The organism is Leifsonia sp. TF02-11, assembly GCF_017565305.1.
GTDB lineage: Bacteria > Actinomycetota > Actinomycetes > Actinomycetales > Microbacteriaceae > Leifsonia.
In genome coordinates, this window is sequence record NZ_JAGEKP010000003.1 from 673,879 (window position 1) to 690,290 (window position 16,412).

Here is a 16,412-nt window from a genome sequence, read left to right on the forward strand (position 1 = left end):
GGTCCGCACCAGAATGGTCCCGTGGTCGCAACGCTCAACACTCCCCGGGCGGGGCTCGGCGTCGCGCCGTTGCCCGCGGAGTACTCCTCCTTCCTCGGTCGGCGAAAGCCGATGGCGGCCGCCAGGGACCTGTTGGGGACCACGCGTCTGCTCACCGTCGTGGGCCCGGGTGGGGTCGGCAAGACGCGATTCGCTATCAAGCTGGCCACGACGCTGCGGGATCGCTTTCGCGGCGGGACGTGGTACATCGACCTGACCCGTGTCAGTGCCTCGGGATCGCTGATCGACGAGCTCAGCGGCGTGCTGGGCGTTGCGGCCGGCCTCGATGGAGGTACCGAGCGGATCGCGGCCTTCTTCGGCTCCAAGCGGGGCCTGCTCCTGCTCGACAATTGCGAGCACATCGTGGAGCAGTGCGGGGCACTGGTGCAGGCGCTGCTCGTCGCCTGCCCGGAACTGACGGTGCTGGCGACCAGCCGCGAGGCGCTGCGGGTCAGCGCCGAACGACTCCTGCAGCTCGAGCCGTTCGACACGCGGGGGTCCGATCCGAGCGAATCGGCCGCTGCGCTCTTCCTGGAGCGGTGCGCCGCCGTGCTCCCGAGCCCCTCCGCCCAAGACCGCACGGCGATCGAAGAGATCTGCGTGCGGCTGGACGGCCTCCCGCTCGCGATCGAGCTCGCGGCGAAGCGGATGCGCGTGCTCACCGCCCGAGGAATCCTGGCCCTGCTCACGGAGCCGTTCCCGCTGCTGACGGGAGGGCCGCGCGACGCTCCGGAGCGCCAGCGGACGATGAGCGCCGCCATCGAATGGAGCTACGGGCTGTGCACGCCGGAGGAGCAGCTCGCCTGGAGCCGCATGTCGATCTTCCAGGGCGGCTGGGATCTTCAGGCCCTCGAGTGGATGTACCCGGAGGATCCGGCGCTGGCCCTGGACATCGTGCAGTCGCTGCTCGACAAGTCGATCATCGTGCGGCGTCAGACGGGGAGCCTGGTCTACTACGACATGCTCGACACCATCCGCGCCTTCGGCACCTTGAAGTTGTCCGAGGAGGAACTGCACGACGCTCGCACGCGCCATCGCGACTGGTATCTCGATCGGATCGATGCTCTCTCGGCCGACTGGTACGGACCGCGTCAGGCGCACTGGCTGGCGTACACCCGCCGGGAGCTGCCGAACATCCGGGCGGCGATCGCCTTCAGCCTCGGCGAAGGCGATGCCACCGCTGCGGGGCGCCTGGTGGTGACGGCGGCTCGACCGGTGTGGTTGGCGAACAGCCTGGTCGTCGAGTTCGATCGATGGCTCGGCCTGGTGGTCGAGGCGGGGACGCCGCCGACGCTCGGGGCGTGCGTCGCGCTCGCATTCCGCGCGATGTCCCTGCACTTCTTCGGTAGCAGGGAGGAGGGGCAGCGGCTGCTCGTGCAGGCGAGGGAGATCGCCGATCAGATCGGTGACGCCGCCGTCTTCGCGGTCGAGGAGTTCAGGATCATGTCGCTCTATCCCGACGAAAGCGAGATCGCCGAGATGGAGGACCTGCTCGCCCGGTATGGAACCGTCCATCTGGTCCACAGTCGATCGGGCTCCGAGAGTCGGCTGGCCATGGCGTACGACCGGGCAGGCGATGTCGCTGCCGGGGATGCGTACAGGGAGCGTCTCATCGCGAGGGCGATCGAGGCGGGGGACTCGTTCGACACGATGCAGCTGCTCTTCGATGCGTCGCTCGCGGCGGTCGAGCGTGGCGACGCGGAACGGGCGACGGCGCTGGCGCGACAGGCTCTGAGCCTCGCGCTGAACCTCGACAGCCCGCGCACGATCGACCGCTGCGTGGAGGCGCTGGCCAGCGCGGCGGTCGTCGCGCGCGACGACGTGCGCGCGGCGACCCTGCTGGGCGTGAGTTTTCCCGAAGGCGATCCTGCCGGGGCCATCGTCAGTTCGGACCCCCGGCTGCCGCCGGTCCGTGCTCAGACCGAGGACGCGGCGAGACGGGCTCTCGGCCGGCGCGCCTACGATGCGGCGCTCGCGGCAGGCAGATCGATGACGCTCGATCAGGGGGCCGCCTACGCGCTCGGCGCCGAACTCCCCGCCCATGTCGCGAGCGCGAGGTCCGAGCCCGCTCAGCCGCTCTCGCCGCGCGAGAGCCAGGTCGCTGCCCTCGTCGGGCAGGGCTTGACCGACCGTCAGATCGCGGAGCGGCTCGTGATCTCCCGCCGGACCGCAGAGGGTCACGTCGCGAGCGCACTGATGAAGCTCGGCTTCGCCTCCCGTGCCCAGCTGGCCGCGTGGACGGTCAGGCCGTCGTGACGGTTGCTTGCATTCTCGTTGCCCCTCGCGTATTATTCCACGTGGAATAATCCTCTCCGATCATCCACCACAACCGAGAATCCACGATCCATGCCGCACACGCCCGCCCTGACACCCCTCGCCGTCGCAGCGCTCGCGCTCCTCGCCGAGGGACCGACGCACCCGTACGAGATGTATCAGACGCTCGTGATGCGCTCGGAGGATCGGCTCGTCAAAGTGCGCCCCGGATCGCTGTACCACACGGTCGACCGGCTGGCCCGTCAGGGCCTCGTGCGGGCGACCGGCACCGAGCGCGAGGGCAACCGCCCGGAGCGCACCACCTACGAGATAACGGAGGCTGGCACCCTGGCGCTCGGCGAACGCGTCGCGGACATCATCGCGACGCCGGTCAACGAGTTCCCGGAGTTCCCGCTCGGTCTCGGCGAGGCGCACAACCTCCCGCTCGAGACCGTGATCGACCTCCTGCGCAAGCGCATCGGCCTGCTGCGCGCCGACATGGCGCTGCTCGACCACGGCATCGACCGGGTCAGGGCGAAAGAGCTGCCCGCGAAGTACTGGCTCGACGTGCGCTACCTGCGCACGATGGCGGAGGCCGACGTGGCCGCGCTCGAAGCCCTCATCGACGACCTCGCCTCGGGAGTCATCTCCTGGGACGAGGAGAAGAAGCACTGAGAGAAAGAATCACATGGAACGCCAACTGAAGCCGTGGCCCGCCCTCTGGGCGCTCGTCATCGGGTTCTTCATGATCCTGATCGACACCACCATCGTGTCGGTCGCCAACCCGTCGATCATGAAGGGCCTCGACCTCGGAACCGACTACAACGCGGTGATCTGGGTCACCAGCGCCTACCTGCTGGCCTACGCCGTCCCGTTGCTGATCACCGGTCGCCTCGGCGACCGTTTCGGCCCCAAGAACATCTACCTGATCGGCCTCGTGATCTTCACGCTGGCCTCCGCGTGGTGCGGGTTCTCCGGCGTCATGCCAGGAGGCGGCATCGGGATGCTGATCGCTGCTCGCGTCGTGCAGGGCCTCGGGGCCGCGCTGATGACCCCGCAGACGATGGCCGTCATCACCCGCATCTTCCCGCCGGACCGCCGGGGCGCGGCCATGGGCCTCTGGGGCGCCGTTGCCGGCGTCGCGACCCTGATCGGCCCGCTGCTGGGCGGCGTGCTCGTCGACTGGCTCGGCTGGGAGTGGATCTTCTTCATCAACGTGCCCGTCGGAGTCGTGGCGTTCATCCTCGCGATGCGCCTCGTGCCCAAGCTGCCGACGCACACGCACGCCTTCGACCTCCTCGGCGTGCTGCTCTCGGCCGTCGGTATGTTCCTGCTGGTCTTCGGCATCCAGGAGGGCGGCACCTACAACTGGGGAACCATCGGCGACGGACCGTTCTCGGTGTGGGGACTGATCATCTCCGGAATCGTCGTGCTCATCGCCTTCGTGGTGTGGCAGGCGCTCAACAAGAAGGAGCCGCTGCTTCCGCTCCCGCTGTTCCGCGATCGCAATTTCTCGCTCTCCAACGGCGCGATCACCACGGTCGGATTCGCGGTCACGTGTATGGCGCTGCCGCTCGTGTTCTACTTCCAGACCGTCCGTGGCCTCACTCCGACCGAGTCGGCGCTGATGCTCGCTCCGACCGCGGTGTTCTCCGGCTTCCTCGCGCCCGTGATGGGCAAACTCATCGACAGGATCAACCCGAAGTGGGTGGCGACCCCGGGGCTGGTGCTGTTCTCGCTCTCGCTGTTCCTCTACTCGCGGATGCTCACCCCGGATGTCAGCATCTGGTGGCTGCTCGTCCCGAGCGCACTGCTCGGCATCGCGATGTCGGGGGTCTGGGGTCCGATCTCGGCCACCACGACCCGCAACCTCCCGATGAACCAGGCGGGAGCCGGGTCGGGCGTCTTCAACACGACGCGCCAGATCGGCGCGGTGCTCGGCAGCGCCTCGATCTCGGCGCTCATCACCGGGCGCCTGGCCGCTGATCTGCCGAAAGCACCGGGCGGAGCGGCACCGAGCGCCACGACCGGCACCGAGCTGCCGACCTTCCTGCACGCCGGGTTCACCCAGGCGATGTCGGAGGCGCTGCTCCTGCCCGCCGCGGTCGCCTTCCTCGGCGCGCTCATCGTGATCTGGTGGGAGAAGCCCCGTCCGCCCGCGTGGGGGCCGGGCGCTGCGGCTCCGGCCGGTGCCGGTGCTGCGGCGCAGAGTGCGGTGCAGGGCGCGCCGGAGGCGGAGCCGGCCGGCGCCGGTGCCGGGCATGGTGCGCACGCGGCCGCTGCTCCCGTCGACGCCGTGCAGCACGGCGCCCACGCAGCACCGTCGGTCGACGGGTCGCGCGACGGCGACGAGCACCACGGCATCCACGCCGCGCCGGCCACCGACTGAGCGCCGCCCGGACCACGCTGTGACGAAGGGAGGACTCCCTGGCTCATCGAGCCGGGGAGTCCTCCCTTCACTGCGTTCCGGCGGCCCGAGGTCGCGGATCTCCTCCGTTAGCGCTCGGCGACGACCCGCACGGCGTTCGCCCAGGGGTCGTCGAACGTGACCGACTGCCCATCATCGCGGGTCGGCACCCCGTAGTGCCGCATCCGCTCGGTCAGAGCGCCGAGGTCATCCGCGGCGGGGAGGCGCAGCTCCACCTGGCCGAGCCCCAGGGCGAGGCGGCGGGCGCCGGCTCCTCGGCTGTTCCAGGTGTTCATCGCCATGTGGTGGTGGTAGCCGCCGGCCGAGACGAACAGTGCGGACGAGCCGAGGGAGGCCGTGGCCTCGAACCCGAGCCGGTCGACGTAGAAGGCGCGTGCGGTCGCGACGTCGCCCACCGAGAGGTGCACGTGTCCGACGATCGCGTCGCCGAACCGCGGGTCGTCGCCCGCGGCCCCCGTCCCTGTTCCCGGCACGGCCTCGGCCAGCGCGACGCCGCGGTCGGTGAGGTGCTCGCGCAGGTAGGCGTTCGGGTCGAGGTAGAGCGTGTCCATCTCCACCTGTCCGTGCGTCCAGCTCCACTGGCTGCGGTCGCGGTCCCAGTAGAGCTCGACGCCGTTGCCCTCCGGGTCGGTGAAGTAGAAGGCCTGCGAGACCAGGTGGTCCGCGCTGCCGGTGAACGTGCCTGGCGCGTGACGGGCGACCGAATACACGGCGGCGGCGAGCGCCTCCTGGCTGTCGAAGAGGATGGCCGTGTGGAACAGCCCGGCCTCCCCGGGCGACGCGTGCTTCAACTCGGGCGCGTGCTCCAGGATGACGGAGGGCGTGGTGCCCCGGCTCAGGATGACCCGGCCGCCCTCGGCGGCCAGCACGGAGAGTGTGACGGCATCGCGGTAGTAGGCGGTCATCGCGTCGAGGTCGGCGACGCGCAGGGTCACCGCTCCCATGGCGGAGTCGGCGGGCAGGAGTTCGGGCATGCGTAGTGCAACAGCCGGGAGCCGTCCAGAATTTCCGCGGTGTGCGCGAGCTCAGGTCTCGATCGCACCGCCCGTCTCGGCGAGGTAGCGGCGCAGCGTGAGCGTCGGGTCGGCGGACTGGAGCTCGCGGTAGCGACGGAAGTCGAGCTGGGCGCGCAATGACGTTCCCGCGCGCATCCGTTCGGCCTGGGCGCCCTCGACCGACTGGATGCGCCGAGCCTCCGCGAACAGCTCGTCGTGGCGGTCGCCGCCGATGACGAGCACGCCGTCGTCGTCGGCCGCAATCCAGTCGCCGGGCCGCACGGAGACGCCGTCGAGGAACGCGCTGCGCATGGCAGTGCCAGCCGGCGGCACGCGTCGGGGACCGAACGGGTGCGCTCCCAGGCTGAACAGCGGGAGGCCGATCTCGCGCAGCTGGGCGGTGTCGCGATGGAGTCCCCAGATCACGGCGCCGGCCATTCCCGCCAGTGCCGCTTCGAGCAGCATGAGGTCGCCGACGCACGCCTCGTCGCGGCGCCCGCCGTTGTCGACGACGAGCACAGCGCCCGGCGCAGCGTCGTCGATGGTCTCGAGGAGCACATCCACGCTGCCGAGATGGGTCACCGGCGCCGCGGGACCGTGGAAGGGAAGCCCGGGGAGGAGCGCGCTGAGCGAGACGGGAGCGACGGCGACGGGGATGCCGAGGCGCACGGCGGCGTCGGCCAACGCGGCGGTGGCGACGGGCGTGCTGGGCGGAGGTGCGGCGTTCGTGTCCATAGGCGCGACGCTACCGCTGGGCGCATGCGCGCGGGGGAATGCGGTCGGGTGCACGCTTCCTCCACAGCGACCGGGGTGCGCGAGTTGTCCACGGATTCCTGGCGGGTCTTCTCCCCGGCGACCGACTGCTCAAGGATGGAGGCGGGAGGTGCGATGAGACGGATCGTGAGGTTGGCCCGCAGGTACTGGGTCGTGACCCTGACGCTGGGCATCGGCGTCGTCGGCATCGTGCTCGCGCTCGCCGGGGCGGGCTGGCTGGTGCAGTGGGTGTTCAGCGTGTATGCGCTGGCGGTCGCGCTCTGGCAGGCCGTCGGCATGGTGCGTTCCATGCTGCACGGCCGGTTCGGCCTCGACATCCTCGCCATCACGGCGATCGTGGCGACGGTGCTGGTCGGCGAGTACGTCGCCGCGCTCATCGTCGTCCTCATGCTCACCGGAGGCGACGCGCTCGAGGACTACGCGAATCGCCGGGCAAAACGCGAACTCGATGCGCTCCTGACCCGGGCGCCGCAGTTCGCGCACCTGGTGGTCGACGGCGGCTACCAGGAGGTCCCGATCGACCAGGTGCGCGTCGGCGACGCCCTGCTGGTCCGGCCGTCCGAGATCGTCCCGGTCGACGGTGTGCTGGTCTCTGCGGCCGCCGACTTCGACCAGTCGTCCATCACCGGCGAGAGCATCCCCGTCGCCAAGTCGGCGGGCGACGAAGTGCTGAGCGGGTCCGTCAACGGTCAGGAGGCTGTCGAACTGCGGGCCACGTCGACGGCGGCGTCCTCCCAGTACCAGCAGATCGTCGCGCTCGTCGCACAGGCGGCGGAGAGCAAGGCGCCGGTGGTCCGGTTGGCCGATCGGTACGCGGTCCCGTTCACGGTCTTCTCGCTGGCGCTCGGCGCCGTGGCCTGGTGGCTGAGCGGAGACGCGGTCCGGTTCGCCGAGGTCCTCGTGCTCGCGACGCCGTGCCCGCTGCTGATCGCGGCGCCCGTCGCCTTCATCGGAGGGATGAGCCGCGGCGCGCGCAACAGCATCATCGTGAAGTCGGGCGGCGTGCTCGAGCAGCTCGCGCAGGCACGGACGGCCGTGTTCGACAAGACCGGCACGCTGACCTACGGGGCTCCCGAGCTCAGCGGAGTCCGGCCGGAGCCGCCCTTCGACTCCGACGAACTGCTGACCGCTGTCGCCAGTGCCGAGCAGTACTCATCGCACGTGCTCGCGGCGTCCTTCATCCGCGCCGCACGCGAGCGCGGGCTGACCCTGCACGAGGCGTCGTCCGCTCAGGAGGCCGCCACCAACGGCGTGGTCGCCGAGATCGACGGCAGGCAGATCGTGGTCGGCAAGTTCGCGTTCGTCGCCGAGCACGCGCCGGACGCCGTCCGCACGTCCATCGCGCCGGGCGAGCTCGCCGTCTACGTCGCGATCGGCGGCCACTATGCCGGGGCGCTCCTGGCCAGCGACCGGCTGCGCGAGAACGCGGCGTCCACCCTCCGTGAGCTGTCCGATCTCGGCGTCACCGACACGATGATGCTCACCGGCGACGCGCGGGAGACCGCCGAGCACATCGCCGCGGAGCTCGGCATCACGCGGGTGCGTGCCGAGTGCCTCCCCGCCGACAAGGTGGCGGAGGTGGCGGGAATCGCGGAACGCCCGGTGATCATGGTCGGCGACGGGGTGAACGACGCGCCGGTGCTGGCTGCGGCCGATGTCGGCATCGCGATGGGCGCCAAAGGGGCGACGGCCGCCAGCGAGTCCGCCGACGCGGTGATCCTCGTCGACGACATCCACGGTGTGGCCCGGGCCGTGCGAATCGGCAAGGACACCGTCCGCATCGCGCTGCAGAGCATCTGGCTCGGGATCATCGTGTCGGTCGTGCTGATGGTGATCGCCGCGTTCGGCTTCATCCCGGCCACAGCCGGCGCGCTCATCCAGGAACTCGTCGACCTGGCGACGATCCTCGCCGCACTCCGCGCCATCGGCGGTCGCCTCGACGCCCGCGAAGTGGGGAGCGGCGGCGACCCGGCGGTCGGCGTGCCCGCGGGGAGCCACTCGAGCGGCACCGCGTGAGGGAGTCCACAATTCCGGAGTCGTCGCTCGGCCCTGCGTGATCGTCCGGATCCACGGACCATCTCGGCCCTTTCCGCGGCGGAACTCCGGAATTGCCGACGGGCTACTCGCCGGTCAGTCGCTGAAGCAGTTCGCGGTAGCGGTCGGCGGTGCGGGCCACGATCTCGGCCGGGAGCTCGGGCGGAGTGCCGGTCTTGTCCCAGTTGGCGGCCAGCCAGTCGCGGACGATCTGCTTGTCGAAGCTCGCCATGCGCTCACGGGGCGAGGCAGCGGTCTCGAAGACGCGCGCGTCCCAGTACCGGCTGGAGTCGCTGGTGAGCACCTCGTCCGCGAGGGTGATCTCGCCCGACGCGCGGTCGGCGCCGAACTCGAACTTCGTGTCGGCGATGATGATGCCGCGGTCCTCCGCGATCGCCGCTCCGCGGGCGTAGACCTCGAGCGAGAGCCGGCGGAGCTCCTCGGCGATCTCGGGCCCGACCAGCTCCACGGTGCGCTCGAAGCTGATGTTCTCATCGTGCTGCCCGAGTGGGGCCTTCCACGCGGGCGTGTAGATCGGCTCGGGGAGGCGGTCGCCGTCGGTGAGTCCGGCGGGGAGGGGCACCCCGCAGACGCTCTGCGTCCGCTGGTACTCGACCCAGCCGCTGCCGGTCAGGTACCCGCGCACGACGCACTCGATCGGGAACATGTCCAGAGGCTTCACGAGCATCGCGCGCCCCGCGACCTCCGCTGGGATCCGCTCCACGATCCGGTCACCGTCGAGTTGGTGATCCGCGATCAGGTGGTTGGGCACGCCGTGCAGACGGTCGAACCACCACAGGCTCAGCGTGGTGAGGAGCTCGCCTTTGCCGGGGATCCCGGGCTCGAGCACATGGTCGAACGCGCTCACCCGGTCCGAGGCCACCACCAGCACTGCACTCGTGTCGTCAAGCCCGCCCGCGCCCTCCGGCACATACAGGTCGCGGACCTTCCCGGAGTACACGTGCTTCCAGCCTGCCAGTTCGCTCACCCGTCCATCGTAGAGGCGGCAACCGCCCGCGGCTCACCGTCTCCGCCCGCGCTCCGCCTGACCGCGCCCAGGCGCACCACCTCCCCCGGCGCACCACCTCAGACCGTGCGGCCGCCGTCCACCGCGAGGACCGTCCCCGTGACGTACGCGGCCGCGGGCGAGGCCAGCCAGGCCACGGCCGCCGCGACTTCCGTCGGCGTCCCCATGCGACCCAGCGGCACGTAGCCGCCGACGCGTTCGCGCACGGACGCATCCTGTTTCATGATCGTGCCCGATTCGATCGGTCCCGGGGCGACCGCGTTGACGCGGATGCCCGCACGCGCCTCGTCCAGTGCCGTCGTGCGGGTGAGCCCGACGATCGCGTGCTTCGCCGCGGTGTAGGCGGCCATCCCGGGGGCGCCTCGCACGCCCGCGGTCGAGGAGACGTTGACGATCGCACGCGGCCCGGACACGGCCCGCAGCGCGCGGACCTCCTCACGCACGGCGACAGCCACGCTGCGGAACGTGACAGCCATGACGGAATCGAACTCGGCGAGCGGCATGTCCGCGAGCGGGATCGGCTGGTGGCCTCGGCCGACGTTGTTGACTGCGACGGCGAGGTCGCCGAGCGTCGCCGCCTGAGCGATCGCCTGCGCCAGTGCGTCGTCGTCGGTCGCGTCGACCGCGATCGCCTGCGGACAGTCGGCTCCGGCATCGACGAGTTCGCCGCGCAGCACCTCCAGTGCGGCGCCGTCGCGTGCGCACGGAACGATCGTCAGACCGTCTGCGCCGAGCGCGTGGCAGATCGCGTTGCCGATCCGCCCGTCGGCGCCCAGAACGATGGCGACGCGGGCGCTGGATGCCGATTCCCGGTTCACGATCGCACCTCCGCCCGCGCATCGCGTGCGTCGCGCACCTCTCGCCGGTCCATCGGGAGCAGGAAGCCCGCGGCGATCAGCCACGCCATCCCGACGAACCGCCCGATCGGCAGGAGGACCTGCAACGGTTCAACGGCGAGCGACAGGAATGAGAGCTCGGCGAGGGCGGCGACGACCAGCCCGATCCAGGCCAGCCAGCGCGGGAAGAGCCGGAGGATGAGCCCGGGCACGGCGATGCCGGCGATCAGCAGCCCCAAGCCGACGACGTAGCCGACGCCGCCCGCCGCGAAGGCGAGGAACGAGAAGGCCAGTGCCAGCTGCGGGTCGGCGGTGAGTTCGGGGCGGCTGAGCAGATAGCTGCCCAGCGCCGACACCATCAGCATGATGGACGCGGTGAGGCCGCCGGCGAATCCGATCGCGGGGCCGGGAACGCGCACGCCCAGCCGCTGCAGCCGCGCGAATGCGGTTGCTCCGTAGATGCCGAGGGGGACCGCCGAGCCGAACTGCAGCATCGCGCCGATGCGGATGGCGGCCCAGTCGGAGTGCGCGTGCGCCGCGACGGCGCCCGCGCCGGCGAACGGGGAGAGGAAGGCGTCGGCGCCCGAGAGCAGCAGGCCGACGAGCAAGGCGAGCAGGAACAGCCCCGCGTGCACGATCGCGAGAACACCGAGCGGAGGCCCGCCGGAGCCGCGACGACGAGAGATCGGTCGGATATCGTTCATGTCGGTAATCATTACACTCTGTAATCATTACGCGCAAGCGCTATTCTGGATCTGTGACGAACGTCCCACTGACCGAACCCGCCGACGGCGCCGTCCCCGCGGCGTCAGCGCAGCGCGGGGCGCCGCCGCGGACGGCATTCCTGCTCGCGCAGGTCGGAGCCGACGCCGCCGACCGCTTCGCCGACCGGATCGCCGCGCTCGGCCTGACGCCGCGGGAGGCCGGGGCCATCCGTGTACTCGGCCGCCGCCAGGGCCTCAGCCAACGCGAACTCGCCGAGCTGCTCGGCACGGTGCCCAGCCGTCTCGTCGCCCTCGTCGACGAGCTCGAGACCAAGGGCTACGTGCTGCGCGAACGCAGCGAAGGGGACAGACGCAACAACGTCCTCACGCTCGCTCCGGGCGGCGAACGGATGCTCGCGCAGCTGCGGGAGGTCGCCCAAGCCCACCAGCGCGACGTCCTGTCGCCGCTCGCTCCCGACGAACAGCAGACCCTCGCCGCCCTCCTCGCGAAGCTCGCCGCGGCCTCCGACCTCACTCCGGACGGTCACCCGGGCTTCCGCCGCTGACCGGCGGCATTCGCGATCCGATGATACGCGCCGTGCTCGGCGCACCGAGGGCGTGCTGCGCCCTTTGCGCGGGAGGCGGACGGTGGCCGGTGAGGCGCGCTGACGCACGCCGAGCGGCTCGAGCCCGTAGTTCGGTCGCGATGGTCCTTCACCGGCGCAGCGTGCAGCTTCCGTCTCGCGTGTCGGCCCGCCGCGGTCGCACGCCGAACCGGCCAGCCGCGCCTCTCGAGCCCGTACCTCGGCCACGAGAGCCCTGCATTGGCGCGGCGCGCGCGTCCGTCACGCATGTCAGTCGGCCGCGAATCCACGGCAAACCGGCAAGCCGCGCCGCTCCAGCCCGCACCTCGGCCACGACAACCCTGCGGCGGCGCGGCGTGCGCCCCCTCACGCACGCGGTCGCGCCACGCACACCGTCCCGCCGGGCCCGCACGGCGAACCGGCAGAACGCGCCGACGAACGGCAGCGCCGCGCCGACACACCCCGCCGGCCTGACGAACACTCGACGCCCGCGCCAGCCCCCGCGCCCAGTCCCGCAGCCCTCAGGCGAGCAGCTTCGCCTTGGCGGCCGTGAACTCGTCGTCCGAGAGGATGCCCTGCGCGTGCAGCGTCCCCAGCTGTTGCAGTTTCGACATCATGTCGTCGGCCGGGGCTGCCGGCGCCGCGGGGATCGCCGCCTGCTGCTGCGCCGCCTGCTGCGCGGCGGCCTGCTGCGCCATCGCCTGCATCTCCATCTGCTGCTGCTGGGCCTCGTACTGCTGCTGCTCGTACTGGTCTTGCGCCTTCGCCTGTTGGTGTCGTTGGACGCTTCCGGACACTGCGGTGGCCGTCCCGGCGACGACCGCCGTGCGCGCGGCCATGCCGATGAGTCCCGGTCGTCCCATCCGTCGTAATGGCATGTCTGCTCCCCTAGCTCTCGACCGGCTGGATGTCCGGCTCGGAATCCGATTCGATGAACGCCTCGAAGTCTTCGGCGACGACGGCGTTGACCACCGGCGCCGGGATGCGTTCGCTGTGCACGACCAGCCCGCCGGCCTGGAAGAACTTGCTCGCCAGGTCCTTCGCCCAGAGGTGCTCGATCACGAGGATCGCGCCCGTCGTCCCCGGCTCGACGAGTTCGGCGATCGAGTCGACGTCCTCACTGCCGGCGAGGCCGCTCGCTTCCAGGGTGACGCCGGCCATGCCGATCTCGTCGCCGATCTCCTCCAGCTCGACGATGTCGACGCTGCCGTCCTCGTGACGAGTCACGAAGAGGAGGTCGAGCAGCCGCAGAGTGCCGCTCTCCACCAGGTCGAGGATGGCCTGGACCACGCCTGGCGAGGGTCTGTCGTTGTCGAACTGGGCGACGATGAACTCCGCCGGACCGTACTCGAATTCAGCCATCTCGCGCCTCCGTCTGCGGGCCGGTCCCGCTTTCACGGCAGACGATACACACGCGTACTCGGCCCGGCAATGACCGATTTTCCGCCCGTCCGCCAGCCGAAATGTGCACGTTCACATCCCTAGACTGAGACGCACGAGACGGCCGTGGACGGTCGGGCCGAGGCGAGGAGGACCCGGAATGGGCGAGAAGAACTGGGCGGGGAACCACGAGTACCGGGCGCAACGAATCGAGCAGCCGACGAACCTCGACGAACTGCGCGCGATCGTCACCACCGCGCCGAAGGTTCGGGCGCTCGGCAGCAGGCACTCCTTCAACGACCTCGCAGACACCGTCGCCGACGGGGTGCTCGTGAGCACCTCAGCCCTCCCGTCCGGTATCCGCATCGACGCCGACGCGCGCACGGTCAGCGTCGGAGGAGGCGTGCGCTACGGCGACCTGGCCCGCGACCTCCAGGCCGCAGGGTGGGCGCTGCACAACCTGGCCTCGCTGCCGCACATCTCGGTGGCCGGCGCGATCGCCACCGCCACCCACGGATCGGGGGACCGCAACGGCAACCTGTCCACGGCAGTGGCGGGCCTGCGCATCCTCACCGCGTCCGGGGAGCTCGTCGACCTCGTCCGCGGCGATGCCGAGTTCGCCGGTGCCGTCGTCTCTCTCGGCGCCCTCGGTGTGGTGACGGAGGTCGCCCTCGACATCCGCCCGACGTTCCGCGTGCGTCAGCGGCTGTTCGGCGGGGTGCCGTGGGCGGCCGTGCTCGACCGCTTCGACGAGGTCACGTCGGCCGCCTACAGCGTCTCGCTGTTCACGACGTGGGACGAGGACGCCGTCTCGCTCGCCTGGCTGAAGGAGCTCGATGGAGCGGTCACCGCGATCGGCGACGACTTTTTCGGCGCCCGCTCCCTCACCGAGGCGCGTCACATGATCCCGACCATGGACGTCCGCAACACCACGCAGCAGCTGGGCGTCGTCGGCCCGTGGAGCGAGCGCCTGGCGCACTTCCGGTTCGAGTTCACGCCCTCCAACGGCGAGGAGATCCAGTCGGAGTACCTCGTGCCGCGCGCCCGCGCCGTCGAGGCGATCCGGGCGGTGCGCGAGCTCGCCCCGCTGATCGCGCCGCTGCTGCTGATCAGCGAGATCCGCACGGTTGCCGCCGACGACCTCTGGTTGTCGAGCGCGTACGGCGCCGACGCGGTGGGCCTCCACTTCACGTGGCTGCGCGACCAGGCTGGTGTGGAGGCCGTCCTCCCCTCGTTGGAGGCCGCGCTTCTGCCGCTCGGCGCCCGCCCGCACTGGGGCAAGCTCTACCTCGACGCAGACGGGGTCGTCCCCGGCCTGTACCCGAAGCTCGACGCGTTCCGCGCCCTCGCCGACCGCCTCGACCCGACCGGGGTCTTCCGCAACCCGTTCCTCGAGCGCCTGCTCGGCTAGCGGCGCGCAGGCCGGCGCGAGGCGGCGCAGTCTCCGCCATCTCGGTGGCTTTCGCCTACTGTGCGCCGCGTCGCTGCCTGGACGCCGCCGGGCATGCGCGGCCGCGCGCCGGCGTGCAAGCGCGGCCCGCGGACGGCACGGCCATGCTGCTGCCTAGCCGTCGCGATGCGGCGCACTATCCGCCGTCTCGGCGGTCTTCGCCTCACTTTCCCCGCTTCGCGGGCGCGCCACCGCGCGCGGCCGCGCTCCCGCGCTCAGCCGCGCGAGACGCGGGCGGCGATGTCGGTGCGGTACTGGGCGCCGGGGAGGTCGATGCGGGCGATCGCGTCGTAGGCGCGCTCGCGCGCCTCGTCGAAGGTGGTGCCGCGGGCGACGACGGAGAGCACCCGCCCTCCGGTCGCGAGCAGGGCGCCGGTCTGCGGGTCGACGGCTGTCGCCGCGTGGGCGATCGTGACCTCGGGAACCTGTGCCGCCTCGTCGAGTCCGGTGATCGGGCGCCCGGTCTGCGGCGCCTCCGGATAACCCTCGCTGGCGAGGACGACGGTGACGGCCGTGTCGAGGGCGAACTCGGGGCGCGGCATGCCGCCCAGCTCACCCGTCGCCGCGGCGTACAGCAGCGTGGACAGCGGGGTGACCAGGCGCGGCAGAACGACCTGCGTCTCCGGGTCGCCGAAGCGGGCGTTGAACTCGATGACCCTGATGCCCTTGTCCGTCACGATCAGGCCGCAGTAGAGCAGGCCGATGAACGGCGTCTGCTCGGCGGCGAGCTGGCGGACGGTGGGCAGGGCGATCGTGTCGATGACCTCGTCGACGAAGGTCTCCGGCAGCCAGGGGAGCGGGGAGTATGCGCCCATGCCTCCGGTGTTCGGACCGGCATCGCCGTCGAGGAGGCGCTTGTAGTCCTGCGCCGGGCTCAGCGGGAGGACCGTGTGCCCGTCGCTCACGAGGAACAGCGAGACCTCCTGCCCGTCGAGGAACTCCTCGACCAGCACCCCGCCTTGGGCGAGGTAGTGGCGGGCGTGCTCGACGGCGGCGGCGCGGTCGGAGGTGACGATGACGCCCTTGCCCGCCGCCAGGCCGTCGGCCTTCACGACGTACGGCGCCCCGAACTCGTCGAGCGCGCGCTCGGCTTCCGCGAGGGTTCGTGCGCGCGAGGCCCGGCCGGTCGGGACGCCGGCCTCCTCCATGATCCGCTTCGCGAACGTCTTGGACCCTTCGAGCTGCGCCGCCGCGCGGCCGGGCCCGAACACCGCGATGCCGCGCGTGCGCAGCGGGTCGGCGACCCCGGCGACGAGCGGGGCCTCCGGGCCGATCACGACGAGCTCGATGCCGTTCTCGATCACGTACTCGGCGACCGCTGCGCCATCGAGCGGGTCGAGCCCGGACTCGACGGCGACGTCTGCGGCGATGCCGGCATTGCCAGGCGCCGCGACGATCAGGTGCTCCGCCTCCTCGGCCAGGAGCGCGGTGATGATGGCGTGCTCGCGGGCACCGGAACCGAGGACCAGAATCTTCACGCGACCAATGCTAGAGGGCACCGCCAAGCCCTGCGGAACCGCGGTGGAAAGATGGGGATATGGCCAGAGCGAAGATTTCTGTGGAGGAGGGTGGCGCAGCGGTGCGCGCCGCGCTGGGCGACGACGCCGATCGCAACACGACGGCGATGGCCGTGCGGTACCTCCTGCAGCTGCTGGCGGAGCGGGCGCCGGGCAACACGGTGGAGGTCCGCGTGCCGCCGTTCGGGGCCGTGCAGTGCATCCCGGGGCCGAGGCACACGCGCGGCACTCCGCCGAACGTGATCGAGACCGACGCCGCGACCTGGCTCGCCCTGGCCTCCGGCCGTCTCGCCTGGGGCGACGCTCTGGCCAGCGGATCCGTGCACGCGTCGGGCCAGCGCGCATCCCTGGAGGGGCTGCTCCCGCTCCGCTATTGAGACCGCCCGCGACC

The 16,412-nt window shown here is 71.2% G+C and carries 15 protein-coding genes; 7 read left to right on the forward strand and 8 right to left on the reverse strand.

From position 1 onward, the window contains the following. Positions 1 to 21: 21 nt before the first annotated feature. The 3 genes from JNB50_RS25725 to JNB50_RS05540 all read left to right on the forward strand — a co-directional run bounded on the left by JNB50_RS25725 (position 22) and on the right by JNB50_RS05540 (position 4,681). Positions 22 to 2,295 carry a LuxR C-terminal-related transcriptional regulator gene (locus tag JNB50_RS25725; protein WP_208039079.1) on the forward strand — a complete coding sequence of 758 codons (2,274 nt, stop codon included), beginning with the start codon at positions 22 to 24 and terminating at the stop codon, positions 2,293 to 2,295. A gap of 90 nt (positions 2,296 to 2,385) precedes the next feature. Then, positions 2,386 to 2,967 carry a PadR family transcriptional regulator gene (locus tag JNB50_RS05535; RefSeq protein ID WP_208039080.1) on the forward strand — a complete coding sequence of 194 codons (582 nt, stop codon included), beginning with the start codon at positions 2,386 to 2,388 and terminating at the stop codon, positions 2,965 to 2,967. Between the two features lie 13 nt (positions 2,968 to 2,980). Further along, positions 2,981 to 4,681: an MFS transporter gene (locus JNB50_RS05540; protein ID WP_208039081.1), complete on the forward strand. Its 1,701-nt coding sequence runs from the start codon at positions 2,981 to 2,983 to the stop codon at positions 4,679 to 4,681. A gap of 107 nt (positions 4,682 to 4,788) precedes the next feature. Here JNB50_RS05540 and JNB50_RS05545 read toward each other — a convergent pair whose 3' ends face one another. Then, on the reverse strand, positions 4,789 to 5,694 hold the full coding sequence (locus JNB50_RS05545) for a VOC family protein (RefSeq protein ID WP_243767962.1): 906 nt from the start codon (positions 5,692 to 5,694) through the stop codon (positions 4,789 to 4,791). A 51-nt stretch (positions 5,695 to 5,745) separates the two neighbouring features. Then, positions 5,746 to 6,450 carry an RraA family protein gene (locus JNB50_RS05550; RefSeq protein ID WP_208039082.1) on the reverse strand — a complete coding sequence of 235 codons (705 nt, stop codon included), beginning with the start codon at positions 6,448 to 6,450 and terminating at the stop codon, positions 5,746 to 5,748. A gap of 153 nt (positions 6,451 to 6,603) precedes the next feature. On the opposite strand from JNB50_RS05550, the gene JNB50_RS05555 reads away from it, so the two are divergent. Further along, on the forward strand, positions 6,604 to 8,505 hold the full coding sequence (locus tag JNB50_RS05555) for a heavy metal translocating P-type ATPase (protein WP_208039083.1): 1,902 nt from the start codon (positions 6,604 to 6,606) through the stop codon (positions 8,503 to 8,505). 103 nt (positions 8,506 to 8,608) lie between these two features. Here the strand turns inward: JNB50_RS05555 and JNB50_RS05560 are convergent, their stop codons facing one another. The 3 genes from JNB50_RS05560 to JNB50_RS05570 form a co-directional block, all read right to left on the reverse strand. Then, a complete protein-coding gene (locus tag JNB50_RS05560) occupies positions 8,609 to 9,511 on the reverse strand; it encodes a phosphoribosylaminoimidazolesuccinocarboxamide synthase (protein WP_208039084.1) in 903 nt (300 codons plus the stop codon). Positions 9,512 to 9,609: 98 nt separating this feature from the next. Further along, positions 9,610 to 10,368, reverse strand: a complete 759-nt coding sequence (locus JNB50_RS05565) for an SDR family NAD(P)-dependent oxidoreductase (protein WP_208039085.1) — start codon at positions 10,366 to 10,368, stop codon at positions 9,610 to 9,612. After that, positions 10,365 to 11,090, reverse strand: coding sequence for a hypothetical protein (locus tag JNB50_RS05570; RefSeq protein ID WP_208039086.1), 726 nt, complete (start codon positions 11,088 to 11,090; stop codon positions 10,365 to 10,367). Before JNB50_RS05570 ends, JNB50_RS05565 begins: the two co-directional genes overlap by 4 nt. 53 nt (positions 11,091 to 11,143) lie before the next feature. Between JNB50_RS05570 and JNB50_RS05575 the strand changes: the two genes are divergently transcribed. After that, complete coding sequence (locus JNB50_RS05575; protein WP_307794609.1) at positions 11,144 to 11,656, forward strand: MarR family transcriptional regulator; 513 nt, start codon at positions 11,144 to 11,146, stop codon at positions 11,654 to 11,656. A gap of 539 nt (positions 11,657 to 12,195) precedes the next feature. On the opposite strand, the gene JNB50_RS05580 is transcribed toward JNB50_RS05575, so the two are convergent. Beyond that, the gene (locus tag JNB50_RS05580) at positions 12,196 to 12,537 is read right to left on the reverse strand and encodes an SHOCT domain-containing protein (protein ID WP_208039087.1); all 342 of its coding nucleotides are present in this window, start codon (positions 12,535 to 12,537) and stop codon (positions 12,196 to 12,198) included. 25 nt (positions 12,538 to 12,562) lie between these two features. Continuing rightward, complete coding sequence (locus JNB50_RS05585) at positions 12,563 to 13,036, reverse strand: DUF6325 family protein (RefSeq protein WP_208039088.1); 474 nt, start codon at positions 13,034 to 13,036, stop codon at positions 12,563 to 12,565. 178 nt (positions 13,037 to 13,214) lie between these two features. Between JNB50_RS05585 and JNB50_RS05590 the strand changes: the two genes are divergently transcribed. Then, on the forward strand, positions 13,215 to 14,465 hold the full coding sequence (locus tag JNB50_RS05590) for an FAD-binding protein (protein WP_208039089.1): 1,251 nt from the start codon (positions 13,215 to 13,217) through the stop codon (positions 14,463 to 14,465). Positions 14,466 to 14,719: 254 nt separating this feature from the next. Here the strand turns inward: JNB50_RS05590 and purD are convergent, their stop codons facing one another. Beyond that, positions 14,720 to 15,982, reverse strand: a complete 1,263-nt coding sequence (purD, locus tag JNB50_RS05595) for a phosphoribosylamine--glycine ligase (protein ID WP_208039090.1) — start codon at positions 15,980 to 15,982, stop codon at positions 14,720 to 14,722. Between the two features lie 59 nt (positions 15,983 to 16,041). On the opposite strand from purD, the gene JNB50_RS05600 reads away from it, so the two are divergent. Continuing rightward, on the forward strand, positions 16,042 to 16,398 hold the full coding sequence (locus JNB50_RS05600) for a sterol carrier family protein (protein WP_208039091.1): 357 nt from the start codon (positions 16,042 to 16,044) through the stop codon (positions 16,396 to 16,398). Positions 16,399 to 16,412: the final 14 nt, after the last annotated feature.